The following is a 17552-nucleotide window of genomic DNA, read 5'->3' as shown; positions in this document are numbered from 1 at the left end:
GCGGCCCCAGCCAGGGGCCGGGACCGCGCGCGGCCTGATCATCGAGAAAAAGCATGGCATATCAATGGAACTGGGGCGTGCTGTTCGCTCCATCGCCCGACGGCGGGCACACCTATCTGCAGACCCTGCTGGACGGGCTGGGCGTGACGGTGAAGACCGCGGCGCTGGCGTGGCTGATCGCGCTGGCCATGGGCCTGGTCGTCGGCGTCGCGCGCACGCTGCCTTATCGCAAGGTGCAGGCGGCGGCAGCCGTCTATGTGGAAGTGTTCCGGAACATCCCCCTGATCGTGCAGATGTTCCTGTGGTACTTCGTCCTGCCGGAGCTGTTGCCGACCAGGGCCGGAGACTGGATCAAGCAGCTGCCGGACGCATCTTTCTACACGGCGGCGCTGGCTATCGGCATGTACATGTCGGCGCGCATCGGTGAGCAATTGCGCGCCGGCATCGAGGCCTTGCCGAAGGGGCAGCGCAACGCCGGCCTGGCGCTGGGTCTCACGCTGCCGCAGCTGTACTGGCATGTGCTTTTGCCCAATGCGCTGCGCACGGTCCTGCCGACCATGACGTCCGACTGCCTCAATACCATCAAGAACACCTCGGTGGCGCTGACGATCGGGCTGGCGGAGCTGACCGCCCAGGCCCACGCGATGCAGGAATTTTCGTTCCAGGTGTTCGAGGCCTTCCTGACCGCGACCATGGCCTATCTGGCGCTCAACCTGATTGTGATCGTGGTGATGCGGGCGCTCGAATACAAGCTGCGCATTCCGGGGCGCGCAGTCGGCGGGCGCGCGGCAAAAGGGGGCAGGGCATGACGGATTTCGACCTGCAAGCCATCGTCGACGCGTTGCCGTACCTGATCCTGTCGGGCCTGCGCTTTACCCTGCTGCTGACCTTCACGTCGACCGTGGGAGGCCTGCTGCTGGGCACCTTGCTGGCGATTGCGCGGCTCTACGGCGGCCGGCTGCTGGCCTGGCCAGCCACGGTGTATGTGAACCTGTTCCGCTCGCTGCCGCTGGTGCTGGTGATCTTCCTGATCTATTTCATCCTGCCCTACGCATTGCAGGCGGTTACGGGGGCTGAGCGGCCCATCGTGCTAGGCGCCATGGGGTCGGCCTTCATTACCTTCATCCTGTTCGAGGCCGCGTATTTCTCCGAGATCATCCGGGCAGGCGTGGGCAGCGTGGGGCACGGCCAGTATGCGGCGGGCAGCGCCCTGGGCCTCAGGCACGGACAGGTGCTGCGCAAGGTGATCCTGCCGCAGGCGTTTCGCAACATGCTGCCGGTGCTGCTGACGCAGGTGATCGTCATCTTCCAGGAAACGGCGCTGGTCTATGTCCTGTCGCTCACGGACTTCCTCGGGGCGGCGACCAAGATCGCGCAACGCGACAACCGCCTGGTCGAAATGTACATGCTGGTCGCGCTGGTGTTTTTCGTGATCTCGTTCACCGCCTCGCGCGGCGTGCGGGCGCTGCGTGCCCGAATCGGCGCCTGAACGGGCGAGTGTTTCACTGAGGAGCCTACATTCATGATCGAGATTCAACAGGTCGGCAAGCGCTATGGCGATTTGCCGGTGCTCAAACAATGCTCGCTGCGTGTGCAGCGCGGCGAGGTCGTGGTGGTCTGCGGACCGTCGGGATCGGGCAAATCGACGCTGATCAAATGCGTGAACCGGCTTGAACCGTTCGACGCGGGCCGCATCGTGGTCGACGGCACCGACGTCGGCGCCCCGGGCACGGATCTGCCCAAGCTGCGCGCCCGCGTCGGCATGGTGTTCCAGCACTTCGAGCTGTTTCCCCACCTGACGGTGCTGGAGAATGTCTGCCTGGGACAGGTCAGCGTATTGGGCCGCAGCCGCGCGCAGGCACAGGACAAGGCGGCTGCGCTGCTTGAGCGCGTGGGCGTGGCCGCGCATCGCGACAAGCATCCGGGCCAGCTCTCGGGCGGCCAGCAGCAACGCGTCGCGATCGCGCGCGCGCTGGCCATGGACCCCGTAGTCATGCTGTTCGACGAGCCGACTTCCGCGCTCGACCCGGAGATGATCGGCGAGGTGCTGGAAGTAATGACGGGACTGGCGCGCGATGGCATGACCATGATGGTCGTCACGCATGAAATGGGATTCGCGCGCCGCGTTGCCGACCGTGTCGTATTCATGGAGTCGGGAGAGATCGTCGACGACGCCAGCGCCGAGGCGTTCTTTGGCAACGCCGCGTCGGCGCGATCGCGCGCATTCCTCTCCCGCATCATCAGCCACTGATTTCCCTCACCCACATAAGCATCCATGTCCTCCATTTTCTATATCAACGGCAATCTCGTCCCGGCCGAGCAGGCCGTTATCCCGGCGCTGGACCGGGGCTTCCTGTTCGGCGACGGCGTCTATGAGGTGATCGCGGTGATCGACGGCCTGCTGCTGGAGTTCGAGCGGCACGCCGCCCGCCTGGCGCGCAGCCTGTCCGAAGTCGGCATCCGCAATCCCTTGCCGCGCGACGCGCTGCTGGAACGTTGCCGCGAGCTGGTGCGGCGCAATGGCCTGCGCGAAGGATCGGTCTACGTGCAGGTCACGCGCGGGGCCGACGTCAAGCGCGACTTCGCCTTCCCCGCGGACGTCGAGCCCACCGTGATGATGTACGTCAGCGAAAAGTCCCTGCGGGTGAATCCGCTGGCCGAATCGGGCGTGCGGGTGGCGAGCGTGCCGGACATGCGCTGGCAGCGGCGCGACATCAAGAGCGTTTCGCTGATCGCCCAGGTGCTGGCCAAACAGGCGGCGCAAACGTCAGGCGCATTCGAAGCCTTGATGGTCGATGCCGATGGCGTGGTGACCGAAGGGGCGTCGTCGAGCGCGCTGCTGGTCGACGAACGGGGACGGATCGTGGTGCGGCCTTTGTCGCGCGAGATCCTGCCGGGCTGCACGCGCGCCGCGGTGTTGGCCCTGGCGGCCAGGCGCGGGGTGGCGGTGGAAGAGCGCAAGTTCACGCTGGACGAGTGCCGGCGCGCGTCCGAACTGGTGCTGACCTCTGCATTGCACTTCGTGCTGCCGGTGGTCGAGCTGGATGGTCAGCCGGTCGGGACGGGGCGGCCAGGACCCGTATGCCACGAACTGCGTCAGCTATACCTGGAGTACGCGCTGGCGAGCGCGCTGTAGCGGCGCGCGAGCCGCCGCGGGCGTATGATTCCCGATAAGGGCTCGCACCCCGTCCGGCAGTGGCCGGTACGCCATTGCCTGTTCCATCGTACGGTTGCTCAACATCGGTCACCCGGGCCGTCCTGCGGGTGACCGTGAAGGCGTTGCGCCATGGATCATTTCCCGTCCGCTGTCCGCGTGGATGGCCCGGACTGCCCGCAGGCTGGCATCAAAGCCCGGTCACCGGCGCGTAACCACGATCTCCAGGTATTCACTGGGTACGACCATCGCGGTGTCGCCAGAGCGGTTGAAACGGTCTATTTGCACCATGAGGTCGTTGGTCAGCGCGGCCTGGGCGGCGGGCTCCAGCGCGCCAAACGCCTTGAGCAGCGGGCCATAGTAAGTCTTGAATACCTGCAGCCAGTGCTCCGGCGACCGATAGCGGAACACGAAATTGCGGGGTTCCGCCTGGATCGAGGATGCGTGCGGGCCGAACATCTCCTCGATGCGCGCCCGCGTGCCCCACAGGGCAGGCGACTTGACGCCGGCGGGCGGCGGCAAATGCTTGCCGATGGTCTTGAACACCTGGCCGATGAAGCCGTCCGGCGTCCAGTTGGCCAGGCCGATCTTGCCGCCGGACCGGCACACGCGGGCCAGTTCGGCTGCCGCCTTGTCCTGATCGGGTGTGAACATGACGCCGAAGGTGGAGACGACCGCATCGAATCCGCCATCCGGAAATGGCAAGGCCTCGGCGTCGGCTTCCTGGAACTCGATCTTCAGCCGTTCAGCGGCGGCGCGTTCGCGCGCGCGTCCCAGCAGCGCCGGCACGTAGTCGGTGGATACGACATCGCACCAGCGGCGGGCGGCGGCCAGCGAGGCATTGCCGTTGCCTGCGGCTACGTCGAGCACCTTTTGGCCGGCGCGGACATCCAGCGATTCGCACAGCTGTTCTCCTACGATCTGCAGTGTAGTGCCGACAACGGCATAGTCCCCGGAAGCCCAGGTACCCTGCTGGCGAGTCTTCAAGGCGGCCAGGTCGGGCTGCGCGGAATCGCGCACTGGACTGGTGGCGAGGGAGGAAATGGACATGGTCTGTCTCCATTAACGCGTTGTGTTTGCGGCAGCGCGCGATGCCGGCCTGCCGGGGAGTCGCAGGGGGCGCCGCGCAGGCTTGCGCGCGCCGTGCTTCCCAAGGGCCAAGTTAAGGGCCGGTCGTGGAGGCGAGCGTGGTAGCCGGCGTGGAATCCGCCGAGGTATCGGGGGACCGCGATCCGCAGGGCGGCGCCGTCCCCCAGGGAGCGGTGCGGGTACGCCTGCTCGGACCCATGGCGATCAGCCGCGCGGGCGCCGCCGTGGCGTTGCCGCCATCGCGCAAGCTGCGCGCGCTGATTGCCTACCTGGCGCTGGCTCCGCGTCCCGTCATGCGCGCGCATCTCTGCGAACTGCTGTGGGACATTCCGAACGATCCGCGCGGCGAACTCCGCTGGTGCCTCAGCAAGGCCAGGGCGTTGCTGGACGACCCCGGCCGCCGCCGGGTGGAAACGGCGCGGGACAGCGTCAGGCTGGATCTGGCTGATTGCCAAGTCGATGCCATCGAAATCGGTTGCGCGATGCAGGAGGATATAGGCGACCTGGGCGCCGAGCGTCTCCGAGCGCTGGCCGGGCTGTTCGCGGGCGATTTCCTGGAAGGGTTGGAGATCGACCGCAACCCCTATTTCAACAACTGGCTGACGGCGCAACGCCGGCGCTTGCGTGCCTGCCACGCGGCCGTCCTGGAGCACCTGGCGGGGGTGCTGCCGGCAGAGGGCGGCGAGATCTTTGCCTGCCTGGACAAGTGGCTGCAATTGGCTCCGTTCGACCGGCGCGCGCACGAGCTGCTACTGGACCTGCTGGCGCAGCGCGGCCGATGGCGCGAAGGCGAGGAGCATCTGGCCGCCGCCGTGCGCGCCTTCGACGCGGATGGGCTGGACTGGCGGCCCCTGCGCGACGCGTGGCGCGAGCTGAGGGGACGGCGGGCCAGTCAGATGCCTCGACCGGATGCCTTGCGCACGGTGGAGGCGGGAGAACCCGCTGGGGCTGCGCGGGACCATAAGGGCCGTGCCTCGATTGCGGTGATGCCATTCCTGGACAGGTCGGCGCAAGCCGGCGTGCGGGGCGGGCTGGCCGACGGCCTGGCCTATGACATCATTACCCGGTTGGCCAAGCTGCGCAGCCTGTTCGTCATCGCGCAAGGCACAGTCTTTGCGCTTGACCAGCGCAATGTGGGGCCGGATGAAGCGGGCCGCACGCTCAACGTGGACTATGTCGTCAGCGGCGCGCTGCAACGGATGGGCAAACGTCTTGCCGTGGCCGTCGAGCTCATTGAATCCAGGACCGCTCGCATTGTGTGGGCGGACGTTTTCGACCGCGAACTGGATGATGCTTTTGCCGCTCTGGACGAGATCGGCAACCGGATCGTCGCGGCCGTCGACATCGAGATCGAAGCCGCCGAGCGCAACCGCGCCATCTTGAGGCCGCCGAATTCCCTGGATGCCTGGCAGGCGCATCATCGCGGCCTTTGGCACATGTACCGTTTCAACCGGCCCGACAACGAGCAGGCGCGGCACTTTTTCCAAATGGCCTTGCGACTCGATCCGACGTTCTCGCGCGCCTACGCGGGCCTCTCGTTCACCTATTGGCAAGACGCGTTCCAGCGCTGGGGCGAGCAGGCGCCGGCCATCGACCTGGCGTTCGACGCCGCCGGCCAGGGTCTGATTGCCGATGACCGCGATCCGGCGGCGCACTGGGCCATGGGGCGGGCGTTATGGCTGCGCGGCAGTCAGGAGCAGTCGCTGGCGGAGTTGCGCAGCGCCGTGGAGCTGAGTCCGAACTTTGCCCTGGCTCACTACACGCTGGGCTTCGTCAACTGCCAGTCCGGCGATGCGGAAGCGGCAATCGGCTCGTCCGACCATTCGCGTGACCTCAGCCCCTACGACCCGCTCTTGTTCGGCATGCTGGCCGTGCGCGCGATCGCGCTGGTCCGGCTGGGCCGGTTCGACGAAGCCGCCGGTTGGGCGGTGAAGGCCGCCGCGCGTCCCAATGCCCATGTGCACATCCTGGCGATCGCGGCCTGCTGTCTAGCGATAGCCGGCAGGGGGGAGGAGTCTGCGGGCCTGCTCGCCGGGATCCGCAAGACGCATCCCTCGTATCGCGTGGACGATTTCCTCGCGGCCTTCCGTTTGGCGGGCGATGCCGAGGCATTGTTCCGCCTCGGCGCCCGGCGCATCGGCCTGGGTTGAGCTTCTGCTCGCGCCTTACGCGATTTCGACGGTGTCGCCATTGACGCGTGCCTGCCAGGTTCGCAGCCGCTGTTCCGGATACTGCACGCAGCGGCCGTCGGCCAGCCGGAAATGCTGCTTATACAGGGGCGATGCCACGACCAGTTCACCGCCGATGTGGCCGACGATGCCGCGGCCGATGACGTTGGCGCCGGACTTGGGGTCACGGTTTTCTATGGCGTAGATGCGGTCGCCGCCTGGCTGCGGTACGTAGAACAGGGCGATCTGCGCGCCGTCCATCAGCGCTACCACGCCGGAGTTGGGCACCAGGTCCTGGCGGCGGCACACTGGCCGCCAGGCGTGGGGTTCCGGGATCAGGGCGTCCATCAGACGATCTCCTCCGCAATGGGGATGATGCGCGCGGGAGCAGGCCGGGGCTGGCCGCGCTCCTGCACGAACTGAATGTCGGGATCGGCGCTGCGGTCGTTCACAAAGGTGCGGAAGCGCTTGAGTTTTTCCGGGTCGCTGAGGGCATTGGCCCATTCGCATTCGTACCGGTCCACCACCAACTGCATCTGCGCTTCAAGTTCGGCGCACAGGCCCAGGCTATCCTCCAGCACCACTTGCTTCAGGTAGTCCAGGCCGCCCTCCAGCGATTCGCGCCATACCGAGGTGCGCTGCAGCTTGTCGGCCGTGCGGATGTAGAACATCAGCAGGCGGTCGATGGTGCGTATCAACGCGGCGTCGTCCAAGTCGGTCGCGAAGAGTTCAGCATGGCGCGGGCGCATGCCGCCGTTGCCGCACACGTAGAGATTCCAGCCGTTTTCGGTGGCGATGACGCCGATGTCTTTGCTCTGCGCCTCGGCGCATTCGCGGGTGCAACCGGACACGGCGAACTTCAGCTTGTGCGGCGAACGCAGGCCCTTATAGCGGTGCTCGATATCCAGCGCCATCTTCACGCTGTCCTGCACGCCGTAGCGGCACCACGTGCTGCCCACGCAGGACTTCACTGTGCGGGTGGACTTGCCATAGGCGTGGCCGGTCTCGAAGCCCGCGGCAATCAGTTCCGCCCAGATGTCCGGCAGTTCATGCAGCTGGGCGCCGAACAGGTCGATGCGCTGGCCTCCGGTGATCTTGGTGTACAGCTTGTACTTCTTGGCAACCGCGCCGATCGCGATCAGGCCGTCGGGCGTGATCTCGCCCGCAGGGATGCGCGGCACCACCGAATACGTGCCGTTCTTCTGCATGTTCGCCATGAAGGTGTCGTTGGTGTCCTGCAGTGCCACCAGGTGGGGGGCCTGGATCGGCCGGTTCCAGCACGAGGCCAGGATGGACCCGACAGCCGGCTTGCAGATGTCGCAACCCTGTTGCCCGCGCCCATGGCTGGCCAGGAGTTCCTCGAAGGATTCGATGCCGCTGACGCGCACGATGGCGTACAGCTCCTGCCGCGTGTGCGGAAAGTGTTCGCACAGGCTCTTGTCCACGGCGACGCCGCGGCTGGCTAGTTCATGTTCGACCACTTGCTTGAGCAGGCCGGCGCAGCCGCCGCAGCCGGATGCGGCCTTGGTGCAGCGCTTGACCGCGCCCAGGTCCGTACAGCCGCCGTCGATCGCCGCGCAGACCGCGGCCTTGCTTACGTTGTGGCAGGAGCAGATGGTGGCGCCTGCGGGTAGCGCGTCCACGCCAAGCAGCGGAGCCGCCTGGCCTTGCGGCAGGATCAGGCTGGCCGGGTCAGCCGGCGGCGCAATGCCGTTCTGCACGTATTGCAGCAGCGTGTCGTAGTAGCGGTTGTCGCCCACCAGGACAGCACCCAGCACCCGCTTGCCGTCGGCCGAGACCACCAGGCGACGGTAGCTGGCGCCGGCTTCGTCGATGTAGCGATAGCTGAGCGCGCCGGGCGTGGCGCCGTGGGCATCGCCGATCGAACCTACGTCCACCCCCAGCAGCTTGAGCTTGGTGGACATGTCCGCGCCCGTGAACGCCTGGCCGGCTTCCCCACAGAGCGCCGCGGCCACCGTGCGCGCCATCTGGTAGCCGGGCGCCACCAGGCCGAACACGCTGCCGTTCCAGGCCGCGCATTCGCCGATGGCGTAGATGTGTTCGTCGCTGCTGCGGCACTGGTCATCGATGGCCACGCCGCCGCGCTCGGCCAGCGTCAATCCCGCTTGGCGCGCCAACGCGACCTGTGGCCGAATGCCCGCGGAGAACACGATCAGGTCGGTCTCCAGCGGCGCGCCTTCGGCAAAGCGCATGCGGTAGCGGTACTGCGTCCCGGGCTTGATATCCTGAGTGGCGCGCGACAGATGCACGCCCACGCCCAGCGCTTCGATGCGCGCCTTGAGCGCGGCGCCGCCTTGTTCATCCAGCTGCACCGGCATCAGGCGCGGAGCGAACTCGACAACGTGCGCCTCCAGCCGTAGCGACTTCAGCGCATGGGCGGCTTCAAGTCCCAGCAGGCCGCCTCCCACCACCACACCGCGCCGCGCGCCGTTTGCCGCCTCGCGGATCAGGTCCAGATCGTCGATGCTGCGGTACACCAGCCGCGACGCGCCTTCCGCGCCCGAGATAGGCGGCACGAATGGATATGAGCCCGTCGCCAACACCAGCTTGTCGTAGGCGGTACGGCCCCGCGCGGTCACGACCTCGCGGTGCCGGCGGTCTATTTCCAGCACGGGCGTGCCCAGATGCAAGGTGATTCCCTGCTGTTCATACAACGACGCATCGCCCAGCGCCATCGATTCGGCGTCACGCCCGTCCAGGTACTCGGAGAGGTGCACGCGGTCATAGGCGCGGCGGCTTTCCTCGCCGAATACGTGGATGCGATAGCGATCCAGCGCGCCTCGGGCGATGAGTTGCTCGACGCAATGGTGGCCCACCATGCCGTTGCCGATGACAACGAGGGTCTGCAGAGAATCGGATGTGGCCGCTACATTCATGGGATGTCCCTGGGGCTTGGATACACGGGTTTCAAAAACGCAATGGCGCCCTGGACCTTGCGGTCGGGGCGCCATTGCCGTCACTGCTCGAATTGTCTCGCCGGCCTTGCGGCCCGCGCACGAATCATCAAGCAAAGTCCGTGCCAGGAAAGCCGATGCTTATCCGCGCGCGCGGGGAGCTGAGGGTTCCATAGGGATAGCGGGAGGACGCAGGAGGGATCCGATGCAATTCCTGGCGGGCGACCGGGATGCCCGCGCGCCAAACGGGTGCATATCCCAGTGCGGATTTGCACCCGTTTGGCGCAGTGCAGCGCCCGCCCTCAGGCGAACGCGGCTTCTACCGCGGCAAATGCCGCCGCGACCAGCGGATCGTCGCGGCGCGAGGTCTGTGTGACGAAGGAGAGCTGGGCCTGGATCGACAGGTCCTTGACCAGTACCAGCCCGTTCGCCTGGGACTCGCGTAGCGCAATGGAGTCGCGCGCCAGCGACAGACCGACACCCGAACGCACCAGGTCCAGCATCGAGGCTTCCTGGTCAACTTCCGCCACGGCGTTGGGCGCGACGGCCAGCGCTTCGAACTGGTCCGACAGCAAGCGATGATGGACCGAGTCAGGCGGCGTCCAGATCCAGGGCAGCGCGGCAATCGCCGCCCAGTCGCGGCCAGCTACCTGCGGCCCCCAGCCCTTCGGAGCGACGACGCAGTAGGTAAACGACGCGAGCGGCAGCGCCTCCAGACCCGGATGGGCGGCACCGGGTCCTGACGGGCCCAGGGAAAAACCCACGTCCAGCTCGCCCGCGCGCACCTGCCTGGCCACCGATCCCGACATGCCGTGGCGCAGGGTGGGGCGGATCCTGGGATAGTGCTCGACCAGGTATTGCAGCGTGGCGCCAAGACGCAGGAACTCCGGATCGAGGATGGTGCCTATGCGCAGGTCGCCCTGGACAGTGTCGCGCAGGGCGCCGATCGCGCGCTGAAAGTCGTCCAAGGCCTCCAGTATGCGTTGCGCCGCGGGTAGCAGCGCGCGGCCGTCGGCGTTGGGCGCCAGCCCTTGCGCCGTGCGGGCAAACAAGGTGAGGTCCAGCGATTCCTGGAAATTCTTCAGTTGCAGGCTGAGCGCCGGCTGGGTCAGGTGCAGATGCTCGGCCGCGCGCGTCAAATTGCCCTCGCGGGCCACGGCGGCAAAGGTGCGGATGTGCTTCAGATCCATGGAGCGGTTCCCGGAGACGTTGGCCCTCGCCGTGCCAACCAGAGTGGAATAAGGCCGAGCATTATTTAAGATGCTTATAAACCGTTTTTCAACAATTCATTGGACAGTTGTTCCCGGCTGCGCGAGAGTCACGGTAGATGCCCGGCGTGCGCAAGGTCGCCAGAGCCGGGTCGGCTCACCCAGTCCGGGGCCCTCGTCCCGGCAAGAAGATAAGAAGAGCTTATGGAGACATACGACTACATCATCGTGGGCGCGGGCTCGGCAGGTTGCGTATTGGCCAACCGCCTGAGCCGCGATCCCGGCGTGCGGGTGCTGCTGCTGGAGGCCGGCGGCAGCGACAACTACCACTGGATCCATATCCCGGTGGGCTATCTGCATTGCATTGGCAACCCCCGGACAGATTGGATGTACCGTACCGCGGCGGAACCCGGTCTGGGCGGCCGTTCCTTGATCTATCCGCGTGGCCGTGTGTTGGGGGGGAGTTCTTCGATCAACGGCATGATCTACATGCGGGGCCAGCGCCAGGACTACGACGACTGGGCCGAGCTGTCCGGCGATCCTGCATGGGGCTGGGACCAGGTGCTGCCCGTGTTCAAGCGCAGCGAGGACTATCACCGCGGCGCCGACGAATACCATGGCGCCGGCGGCGAATGGAGGGTGGAATCGCAGCGCCTGCGCTGGGACATCCTGGAGGCTTTTGCCGGTGCTGCCGAGCAGGAGGGGATCCCTCGGGTGCAGGACTTCAATCGGGGCGACAACTTCGGTTGCGGCTATTTCGAGGTGAACCAGCGCGGAGGCTGGCGCTGGAACACCGCCAAGGCGTTCCTGCGGCCGGTCCGCAAGCGCCCGAACCTGCGCGTCATGACCGGCGCGCAGGCCGAGCAGCTGGTATTCGAGGGCAAGCGCTGCGTCGGCGTGCAGTTGCGCCACGGCGGACAGAGTGTGACGGTGCGCGCGCGTCGCGAGGTAGTGCTGGCGGCGGGCGCGGTCAACACGCCACATCTGCTGGAGCTCTCCGGCGTAGGCGAGCCGGCGCGCCTGCGCGAAGGCGGGATTGCGTTGCGCCACGCCTTGCCGGGCGTGGGCGAGAACCTGCAGGATCATCTGCAGCTGCGCGTCATCATCCAGGTGCAGGGCGTGAAGACGCTGAACCGCATCGCCTCCACCTGGCTGGGCAAGGCGGGCATAGGCCTGGAGTACCTGTGCAAGCGCAGCGGCCCCATGAGCATGGCGCCTTCGCAGTTGGGCGCGTTCGCCAAGTCCGATCCGGGCCAGCCGCGCGCCAACGTCGAATTCCACGTGCAACCCTTGTCGCTGGGCGCTTTTGGCGAACCTCTGCACGGCTTCGATGCCTTCACTGCCAGCGTGTGCAATCTACGCCCGACCTCGCGCGGCAGCGTGCACGCGCAGGGGCCGCAAGGCGCGCCGGTCATTACGCCCAAGTATCTGAGCACCGAGGAAGACCTGCGCGTGGCGGCGGACTCGATCCGCCTGGTGCGGCGGATCGCGGCGGCGCCCGCCTTGCAGCGCTACCAGCCTCAGGAATGGCTGCCGGGACCGGCGTTCCAGACGGACGCGGAACTGCGGGAAGCGGCCGGCAAGATCGGCACCACGATCTTTCATCCGGTGGGCACCTGCGCCATGGGGCGCGACGCGGACGGCGGTGCGGTGGTGGACGCAAGGCTGCGCGTCCATGGCCTGGAAGGCCTGCGCATTGCCGATGCATCGGTGATGCCGCTGATCACTTCCGGCAACACCAATTCGCCCACCATCATGATCGCGGAGCGGGCGGCGGACATGATCCGCGAAGACGCCGGGGGCGCGTCCGCGGGCCGTTGATCCTGCCCACGCCATCCCGAAAGAAAGGCGCCCCAGGGCGCCTTTCCTGCCGTTGCGTTGCCGCGTTCAACGCAGCGAGCGGTACATCTCCTTGCGCTGCGGGTGCGTCAGGATCACTTGCCAGAGCTGGCCCTCGCGCGACCGGAAGAAGCCCGCGCAGCACATCAGGTAGTACTTCCACATGCGGTAGAAGCGCGTGCCATAGCGCGGTTCCAGCGCGGGCCAGGCCCGTTCGAAGTTGTCCCACCAGGCCATCAGCGTGCGGTCGTAGTCGGCGCCGAAGTTGTGCCAGTCTTCGATGATGTAGCGGCCTTCCACCGCCGTTGCGATCTCGCGGGCGGACGGCAGCTTGCCATTTGGGAAGACATAGCGGTCGATCCACGGATCGGTGCTCTGGCTGGTCGCGGCGATGCCGATGGTGTGTAGCAGGAACACGCCGTCCGGCGCCATCAGGCGTTGTACGTTCGTGAAGTAGGTGTCGTAGTTCTTGGGGCCGACATGTTCGAACATGCCCACCGACACTACCTTGTCGAAGCTGCCCTGGAGGTCGCGGTAATCCTGCAGCAGGAGCTGCACCGGCAGGCCCTTCACCTTTTCCTGGGCCAGCGCCAGCTGTTCCTTGGACACGGTTACGCCGGTCACCTTCACGCCATAGCGCTCGGCGGCGAAGCGGGCCAGTCCGCCCCAGCCGCAGCCGATGTCCAGCAGGGTTTCGCCTTCGCGCAACTGCAGTTTGCGGCAGATCATATCCAGCTTGGCCAGCTGTGCTTCCTCCAGCGTCTGGGCGTTTTCCCAGTAGGCGCAGGAATAGATCATGCGGCTGTCCAGCATGGCCTCGAACACGTCATTGCCCGCGTCGTAGTGCTGCTCGCCGACCTCGAATGCGCGGCTCTTGGACTGGAGATTGAACAGCTTGTGGCGCAGGTGCTCTGCGATCAGCTTGACGCGGGCCAGGCCCAGCGCCGCCGATCCCATGTCCGCGCGCAGCAGGCGGGTAAACAGTTCGTCGAGCTGGTCGCAGTCCCACTCGCCGTCCATGTACGACTCGCCCAGGCCCAGCGACCAGCTGGAGAAGACGCGGTCGTACATATGCTTGTCATGAACCTGGATGTCCCAAGGGCGGGAGCCGTTGATGCGGACATCGGCTCGCGCCAGGATGTCCTGGAGCACTTTGGGCGGTTCGGGGGGAGGGGGGGTGACGGCGGGGTGGCTGGTGGCCAGCGGCGAGGAAGGACTGCTTTGCTGCATACGGACTCCATATCAATTTTGGGATGACTGATCTGGCAATGCTTGAAAACTTCCGACTCTGATCCTAACAGGTCCGCAACTCCAATTTAATGATTGGATCGCCTCGATAGGCAATGGCAATGCCGCGGCAGGCACGGCGATCCGGATGCAAGGATCGTAGCGACGAGCGGGCCGATAGTCCAGAACCTGGCGGGGTGGCTGTTGCGGCGGCGTCGCCCGGCGTCCTATAAGATACCGGCCTGGCGCGCCATACGCTGCGGCGCGCACCGACTTGTGGAGTGTATCGATGGTGGACGCCAGCCTGGAACCCCGTTTGGATTTCGTCACCTGCGCCAGCCCGGCCGGCCTGCACCGCATGGCCTATTGGGAATGGGGCGACCCGGCCAATGACCAGGTGCTGGTCTGCGTGCACGGCCTGACGCGCAGCGGACGCGACTTCGATACGCTTGCGCGGCGGCTGGCGGGGCGCTATCGCGTGGTCTGCCCGGACGTGGTCGGGCGCGGCCGTTCCGATTGGCTGGCTAACCCGGCTTTCTATACGGTGCCGCAGTACGTCTCGGACATGGTCACCCTATTGGCGCGGCTCAAGCCGGCGCGGCTGGCCTGGGTAGGCACGTCGATGGGCGGATTGATCGGCCTCGCGTTGTCGGGCGCGGCCGTGTTCGCCCGCGCCATGTTGGCCATGCGCCCTCACGCGGGCATGCTGCCGCCCGAACAGGGATTCCGCCTGGAAAAGCTGGTTCTCAACGATGTGGGCCCGCGTCTGGAAACCGGCGCGCTGGCCCGCATTGGCCAATACGTGGGCGAGCCCGGCGAATTCGCTACGTTTGAAGAGGCGGTGGCCACCATGCGCGCCAACTCCACCACCTTCGGGCCCCATACCGACGCCCAGTGGGCGGAATTGGCGCGCTACCTGTATCCCGAGCAGGGCGGCAAATGGGTCAAGCATTACGACCTGGCGCTGTCGCAGGCCCTGGCCGCCCAGACGCCCGAGGAATTGGCCGCGGGGGAGCAGATCCTGTGGCGTTCGTATGACTCGCTGGAGTGTCCGGTGCTGATCGTGCGTGGCGCGCAATCCGATCTGCTGACGCGCGCCACCGTTGAAGAAATGCTCAAGCGCAATCCCCGCGCGCAGGCGCACGAGGTCCAAGGCGTGGGCCACGCGCCCACCTTGATGTCGGACGAGCAGGTGAATCCGGTGGCGGCATTCCTGCTGTCCTGAGCGCGCGGACAAACCGGGGACGGCTTGGCGCTATCCAGGGTGCCGGGCCTTCTCTACAATAGCCGGATGAACGCGCGCACCCTGAACATCGATCTGCATTGCCATTCCACCGTCTCGGACGGCGCGCTGGCGCCGCGCGACGTGGCGCAACGCGCGCATGCCAACGGCGTGGACGTCTGGGCGCTGACCGACCACGATGAGGTGGGCGGCCTGGCGGAGGCGGCCCGAGCCGCGCGCGACCTGGAAATGGACTTCGCCACCGGCGTCGAGATTTCCGTCACCTGGGCGGGCGTGACGGTGCATATCGTGGGCCTGCGCTTCGATCCCGAAAACACAGCCCTGATCGAAGGCCTGCGCAAGACCCGTTCCGGCCGTGCCGAACGCGCCAAGCGGATCGGCGAACGCCTCGCGGCAATGGGCATGCCCGGCGCCTACGAAGGCGCGCTGCCGTTCGCAGGCAACCCCGAACTCATCAGCCGCACGCACTTTGCCCGCTATCTGGTCGAAGCCGGTTTCTGCCCGGACGTGCAGACCGTGTTCACCAAGCATCTGGGCGACGACCGGCCCGGCCACGTGCCCATGCAATGGGCCACGCTGGCTGAAGCGGTGGGCTGGATACGCGGCGCGGGCGGCATCGCCGTCATCGCACACCCCGGCCGCTACAAGTACACGCCGTTGCAATTCGCCGCCTTGTTCGACGAATTCCTGCAGCTCGGGGGCGTCGGCATTGAGGTCAACACCGGCAGCCATACCTCCGAAGAGGCCCGCTATTATGCCGATGTGGCGCGCCGCTACGGATTCCTGGCGTCGCGCGGTTCGGACTTCCATAGCCCGAACGAAAGCCGGGTGGACCTGGGCCGCTTGCCGGCGCTTCCGCCCGACCTGAAACCGGTCTGGCACGACTGGTTCTGACGCGGGCGGCGGCTTGGCCGCTCGCCCTATACGCTATTGACTGTGACCGCGCCTGACCGGCGCAACCGCCATGAACAAAGCATTTGTCAAAGAGTCGGACAACGAGGACGACGACGATCTGCCGCAAGCCCAGGCTCTGCCGGCGGGTTCCAAGAACTACATGACGCCTGGCGGCTACGAGCGCCTGCGCGGCGAACTCACGCACCTGATGAACGTGGAGCGGCCTTCCGTCGTGCAGGTAGTCTCGTGGGCCGCGTCCAACGGCGACCGCTCCGAGAATGGCGATTATCTCTACGGCAAGAAGCGCCTGCGCGAAATCGACCGCCGCATGCGCTTCCTGACCAAGCGGCTGGACATCGCCGAAGTGGTGGATCCGGCCGCGCAGCCCAACCGCGACCAGATTTTCTTCGGGGCCACCGTACTGTATTCGGACAAGGCCGGCCAGGAACACCACGTCACCATCGTCGGGGTGGACGAGGCCGAGCCGCTGGCGGGCAAGATCAGCTGGATATCGCCGGTGGCGCGCGCGCTGATCAAGGCCCGCGAAGGCGATACCGTGGTGCTGCGCACGCCCGGCGGAATCGAAGAGCTGGACATCCTGGAAGTCAGCTATCCATCTTGAAAAAATACGGGCGCCGGCTTTTGGCCGGCGCCCGTTGGTGGGCGGGATCTGACGTCCCTGCCTCGGTTGGCGGCTTGCGCCGCCGTTCCCCTGGGGCTTGCTGCTTGTTCTTGCGGGCAAGCCAGGCTGCCCGCGGATTTACTTCTTGCGGTTGGCGATCGACTTCTCGGCCAGGTTCACCAGGTCTTCGCCGATCTGCTTCTTCCACTTGTCGTAGACGGGCTTGGTGACTTTGACGAAGGCTTCGTGGTCCGCTTGGGAGAGCGAAGTGACGGTCACGCCGTGGCCCGCGATTTCCTTCAACAGTGACGGGTCTTCGGGAGTCACGCCCTTGCGCGCGATCACGATCTGCTGCTTGCCGGCGTCCAGCGCCGCCTGGCGCACGATATCGCGGTCCTTTTCGGACCACGAATTCCAGACCTCGCGGTTGACCACGAAGATCAGCGGATCAGCCACGTAGTTCCACAGGGTGAGGTATTTCTGGCCCACGGTATAGAGCTTGGAACCGGTGTAGATCGACAGGGGATTTTCCTGGCCGTCCACGGCGCCGCTGGCCAATGCCGGCTGGGCGTCGGCCCAGCTCATCTGCGTCGGGTTGGCGCCCAGGGCGGTGAACGTATCGATGTACAGCGGCGAGCCCACCACGCGCAGCTTCAGGCCCTTCATGTCCTCGGGCTTCTTGATTTCATGCTTGGAGTTGCTGAGCTGACGGTAGCCGTTCTCGCCCCAAGCCAGCGGCACCACGCCGGCCTTCTCGATGAGCTTGAACATTTCGCGGCCGACGTCGCCCTGCACCAGCGAATCGATGGCGGCATAGTCGGGCATCAGGAAGGGCAGGGAGAACAGGTTCAACTGCTTGACCTGCGGCGACCAGTTGATGGTGGAGCCGACGGCCATGTCGATCACGCCCTGGCGGATCGCGGTGAATTCGCGGGTCTGGTCGCCCTGGACCAGCGAGGTGCCGGGATAGACCTTGATGTTGATGCGGCCCTGGGTGCGCTCGCGCACCAGGTTCGACCAGATTTCGGCGCCCTGGCCCCAGGGGAAGGTCGTGCCGACGACGATGGAGAGCTTGTACTCGGGCTTGTAGGTCTGCGCATGCGCGGGCGTCATGCCCACGACGGCGGCCGCGCACAGGGCGGCTCCGATCAGGTTGCGGAATTTCATGTTGCGTCTCCTCTCATTGCGGGTCT

The 17552-nt window shown here is 66.3% G+C and carries 15 protein-coding genes; 9 read left to right on the top strand and 6 right to left on the bottom strand.

Annotation, left to right across the window (positions count from 1 at the left end; genetic code table 11):
• Positions 1-53 precede the first annotated feature (53 nt).
• From CEY08_RS18195 to CEY08_RS18180, 4 genes are read left to right on the top strand one after another with little or no spacing between them, the layout of a single operon-like run.
• Positions 54-809 (top strand): amino acid ABC transporter permease, encoded by a 756-nt coding sequence (locus tag CEY08_RS18195; RefSeq protein ID WP_076814194.1) that lies wholly within the window; start codon positions 54-56, stop codon positions 807-809.
• On the top strand, positions 806-1489 hold the full coding sequence (locus CEY08_RS18190; RefSeq protein ID WP_063962271.1) for an amino acid ABC transporter permease: 684 nt from the start codon (positions 806-808) through the stop codon (positions 1487-1489). Before CEY08_RS18195 ends, CEY08_RS18190 begins: the two co-directional genes overlap by 4 nt.
• Before the next feature lie 33 nt (positions 1490-1522).
• Positions 1523-2251: an amino acid ABC transporter ATP-binding protein gene (locus tag CEY08_RS18185; protein ID WP_042794020.1), complete on the top strand. Its 729-nt coding sequence runs from the start codon at positions 1523-1525 to the stop codon at positions 2249-2251.
• A 24-nt stretch (positions 2252-2275) separates the two neighbouring features.
• Positions 2276-3136: a D-amino acid aminotransferase gene (locus tag CEY08_RS18180; protein WP_063642466.1), complete on the top strand. Its 861-nt coding sequence runs from the start codon at positions 2276-2278 to the stop codon at positions 3134-3136.
• Positions 3137-3355: 219 nt separating this feature from the next.
• Here CEY08_RS18180 and CEY08_RS18175 read toward each other — a convergent pair whose 3' ends face one another.
• Complete coding sequence (locus CEY08_RS18175) at positions 3356-4204, bottom strand: class I SAM-dependent methyltransferase (protein ID WP_042794018.1); 849 nt, start codon at positions 4202-4204, stop codon at positions 3356-3358.
• Between the two features lie 137 nt (positions 4205-4341).
• Here CEY08_RS18175 and CEY08_RS18170 point away from each other — a divergent pair, with 137 nt between their 5' ends.
• The gene (locus tag CEY08_RS18170; protein WP_232033842.1) at positions 4342-6393 is read left to right on the top strand and encodes a tetratricopeptide repeat protein; all 2052 of its coding nucleotides are present in this window, start codon (positions 4342-4344) and stop codon (positions 6391-6393) included.
• A gap of 15 nt (positions 6394-6408) precedes the next feature.
• Here CEY08_RS18170 and nirD read toward each other — a convergent pair whose 3' ends face one another.
• The 3 genes from nirD to CEY08_RS18155 all read right to left on the bottom strand — a co-directional run bounded on the left by nirD (position 6409) and on the right by CEY08_RS18155 (position 10516).
• Positions 6409-6759, bottom strand: a complete 351-nt coding sequence (gene nirD / locus CEY08_RS18165; RefSeq protein ID WP_042794016.1) for a nitrite reductase small subunit NirD — start codon at positions 6757-6759, stop codon at positions 6409-6411.
• Positions 6759-9308 (bottom strand): nitrite reductase large subunit NirB, encoded by a 2550-nt coding sequence (gene nirB, locus CEY08_RS18160; protein ID WP_076814190.1) that lies wholly within the window; start codon positions 9306-9308, stop codon positions 6759-6761. The genes nirD and nirB overlap by 1 nt, the downstream gene beginning before the upstream one ends.
• A 320-nt stretch (positions 9309-9628) precedes the next feature.
• On the bottom strand, positions 9629-10516 hold the full coding sequence (locus CEY08_RS18155) for a LysR family transcriptional regulator (protein ID WP_042794014.1): 888 nt from the start codon (positions 10514-10516) through the stop codon (positions 9629-9631).
• A 222-nt stretch (positions 10517-10738) separates the two neighbouring features.
• On the opposite strand from CEY08_RS18155, the gene CEY08_RS18150 reads away from it, so the two are divergent.
• Positions 10739-12355, top strand: coding sequence for a GMC family oxidoreductase (locus CEY08_RS18150; protein WP_063642469.1), 1617 nt, complete (start codon positions 10739-10741; stop codon positions 12353-12355).
• Positions 12356-12421: 66 nt separating this feature from the next.
• Here the strand turns inward: CEY08_RS18150 and cfa are convergent, their stop codons facing one another.
• Positions 12422-13603, bottom strand: a complete 1182-nt coding sequence (gene cfa, locus CEY08_RS18145) for a cyclopropane fatty acyl phospholipid synthase (protein WP_042794013.1) — start codon at positions 13601-13603, stop codon at positions 12422-12424.
• Between the two features lie 286 nt (positions 13604-13889).
• Here cfa and CEY08_RS18140 point away from each other — a divergent pair, with 286 nt between their 5' ends.
• The 3 genes from CEY08_RS18140 to greB all read left to right on the top strand — a co-directional run bounded on the left by CEY08_RS18140 (position 13890) and on the right by greB (position 16359).
• Positions 13890-14825, top strand: a complete 936-nt coding sequence (locus tag CEY08_RS18140) for an alpha/beta fold hydrolase (RefSeq protein WP_076814188.1) — start codon at positions 13890-13892, stop codon at positions 14823-14825.
• Positions 14826-14891: 66 nt separating this feature from the next.
• Positions 14892-15737 carry a 3',5'-nucleoside bisphosphate phosphatase gene (locus CEY08_RS18135; protein ID WP_076814185.1) on the top strand — a complete coding sequence of 282 codons (846 nt, stop codon included), beginning with the start codon at positions 14892-14894 and terminating at the stop codon, positions 15735-15737.
• Positions 15738-15807: 70 nt separating this feature from the next.
• On the top strand, positions 15808-16359 hold the full coding sequence (gene greB / locus CEY08_RS18130) for a transcription elongation factor GreB (protein WP_042794010.1): 552 nt from the start codon (positions 15808-15810) through the stop codon (positions 16357-16359).
• A gap of 138 nt (positions 16360-16497) precedes the next feature.
• Here the strand turns inward: greB and CEY08_RS18125 are convergent, their stop codons facing one another.
• Positions 16498-17526 carry a DctP family TRAP transporter solute-binding subunit gene (locus tag CEY08_RS18125; RefSeq protein WP_042794009.1) on the bottom strand — a complete coding sequence of 343 codons (1029 nt, stop codon included), beginning with the start codon at positions 17524-17526 and terminating at the stop codon, positions 16498-16500.
• Positions 17527-17552: the final 26 nt, after the last annotated feature.

The sequence above is a fragment of the Achromobacter insolitus genome (assembly GCF_002209555.1).
GTDB classification, from domain to species: domain Bacteria; phylum Pseudomonadota; class Gammaproteobacteria; order Burkholderiales; family Burkholderiaceae_B; genus Achromobacter; species Achromobacter insolitus.
The sequence above is the reverse complement of the archived record's forward strand: the minus strand, read 5'-3'. Positions and strand labels throughout refer to the sequence as shown.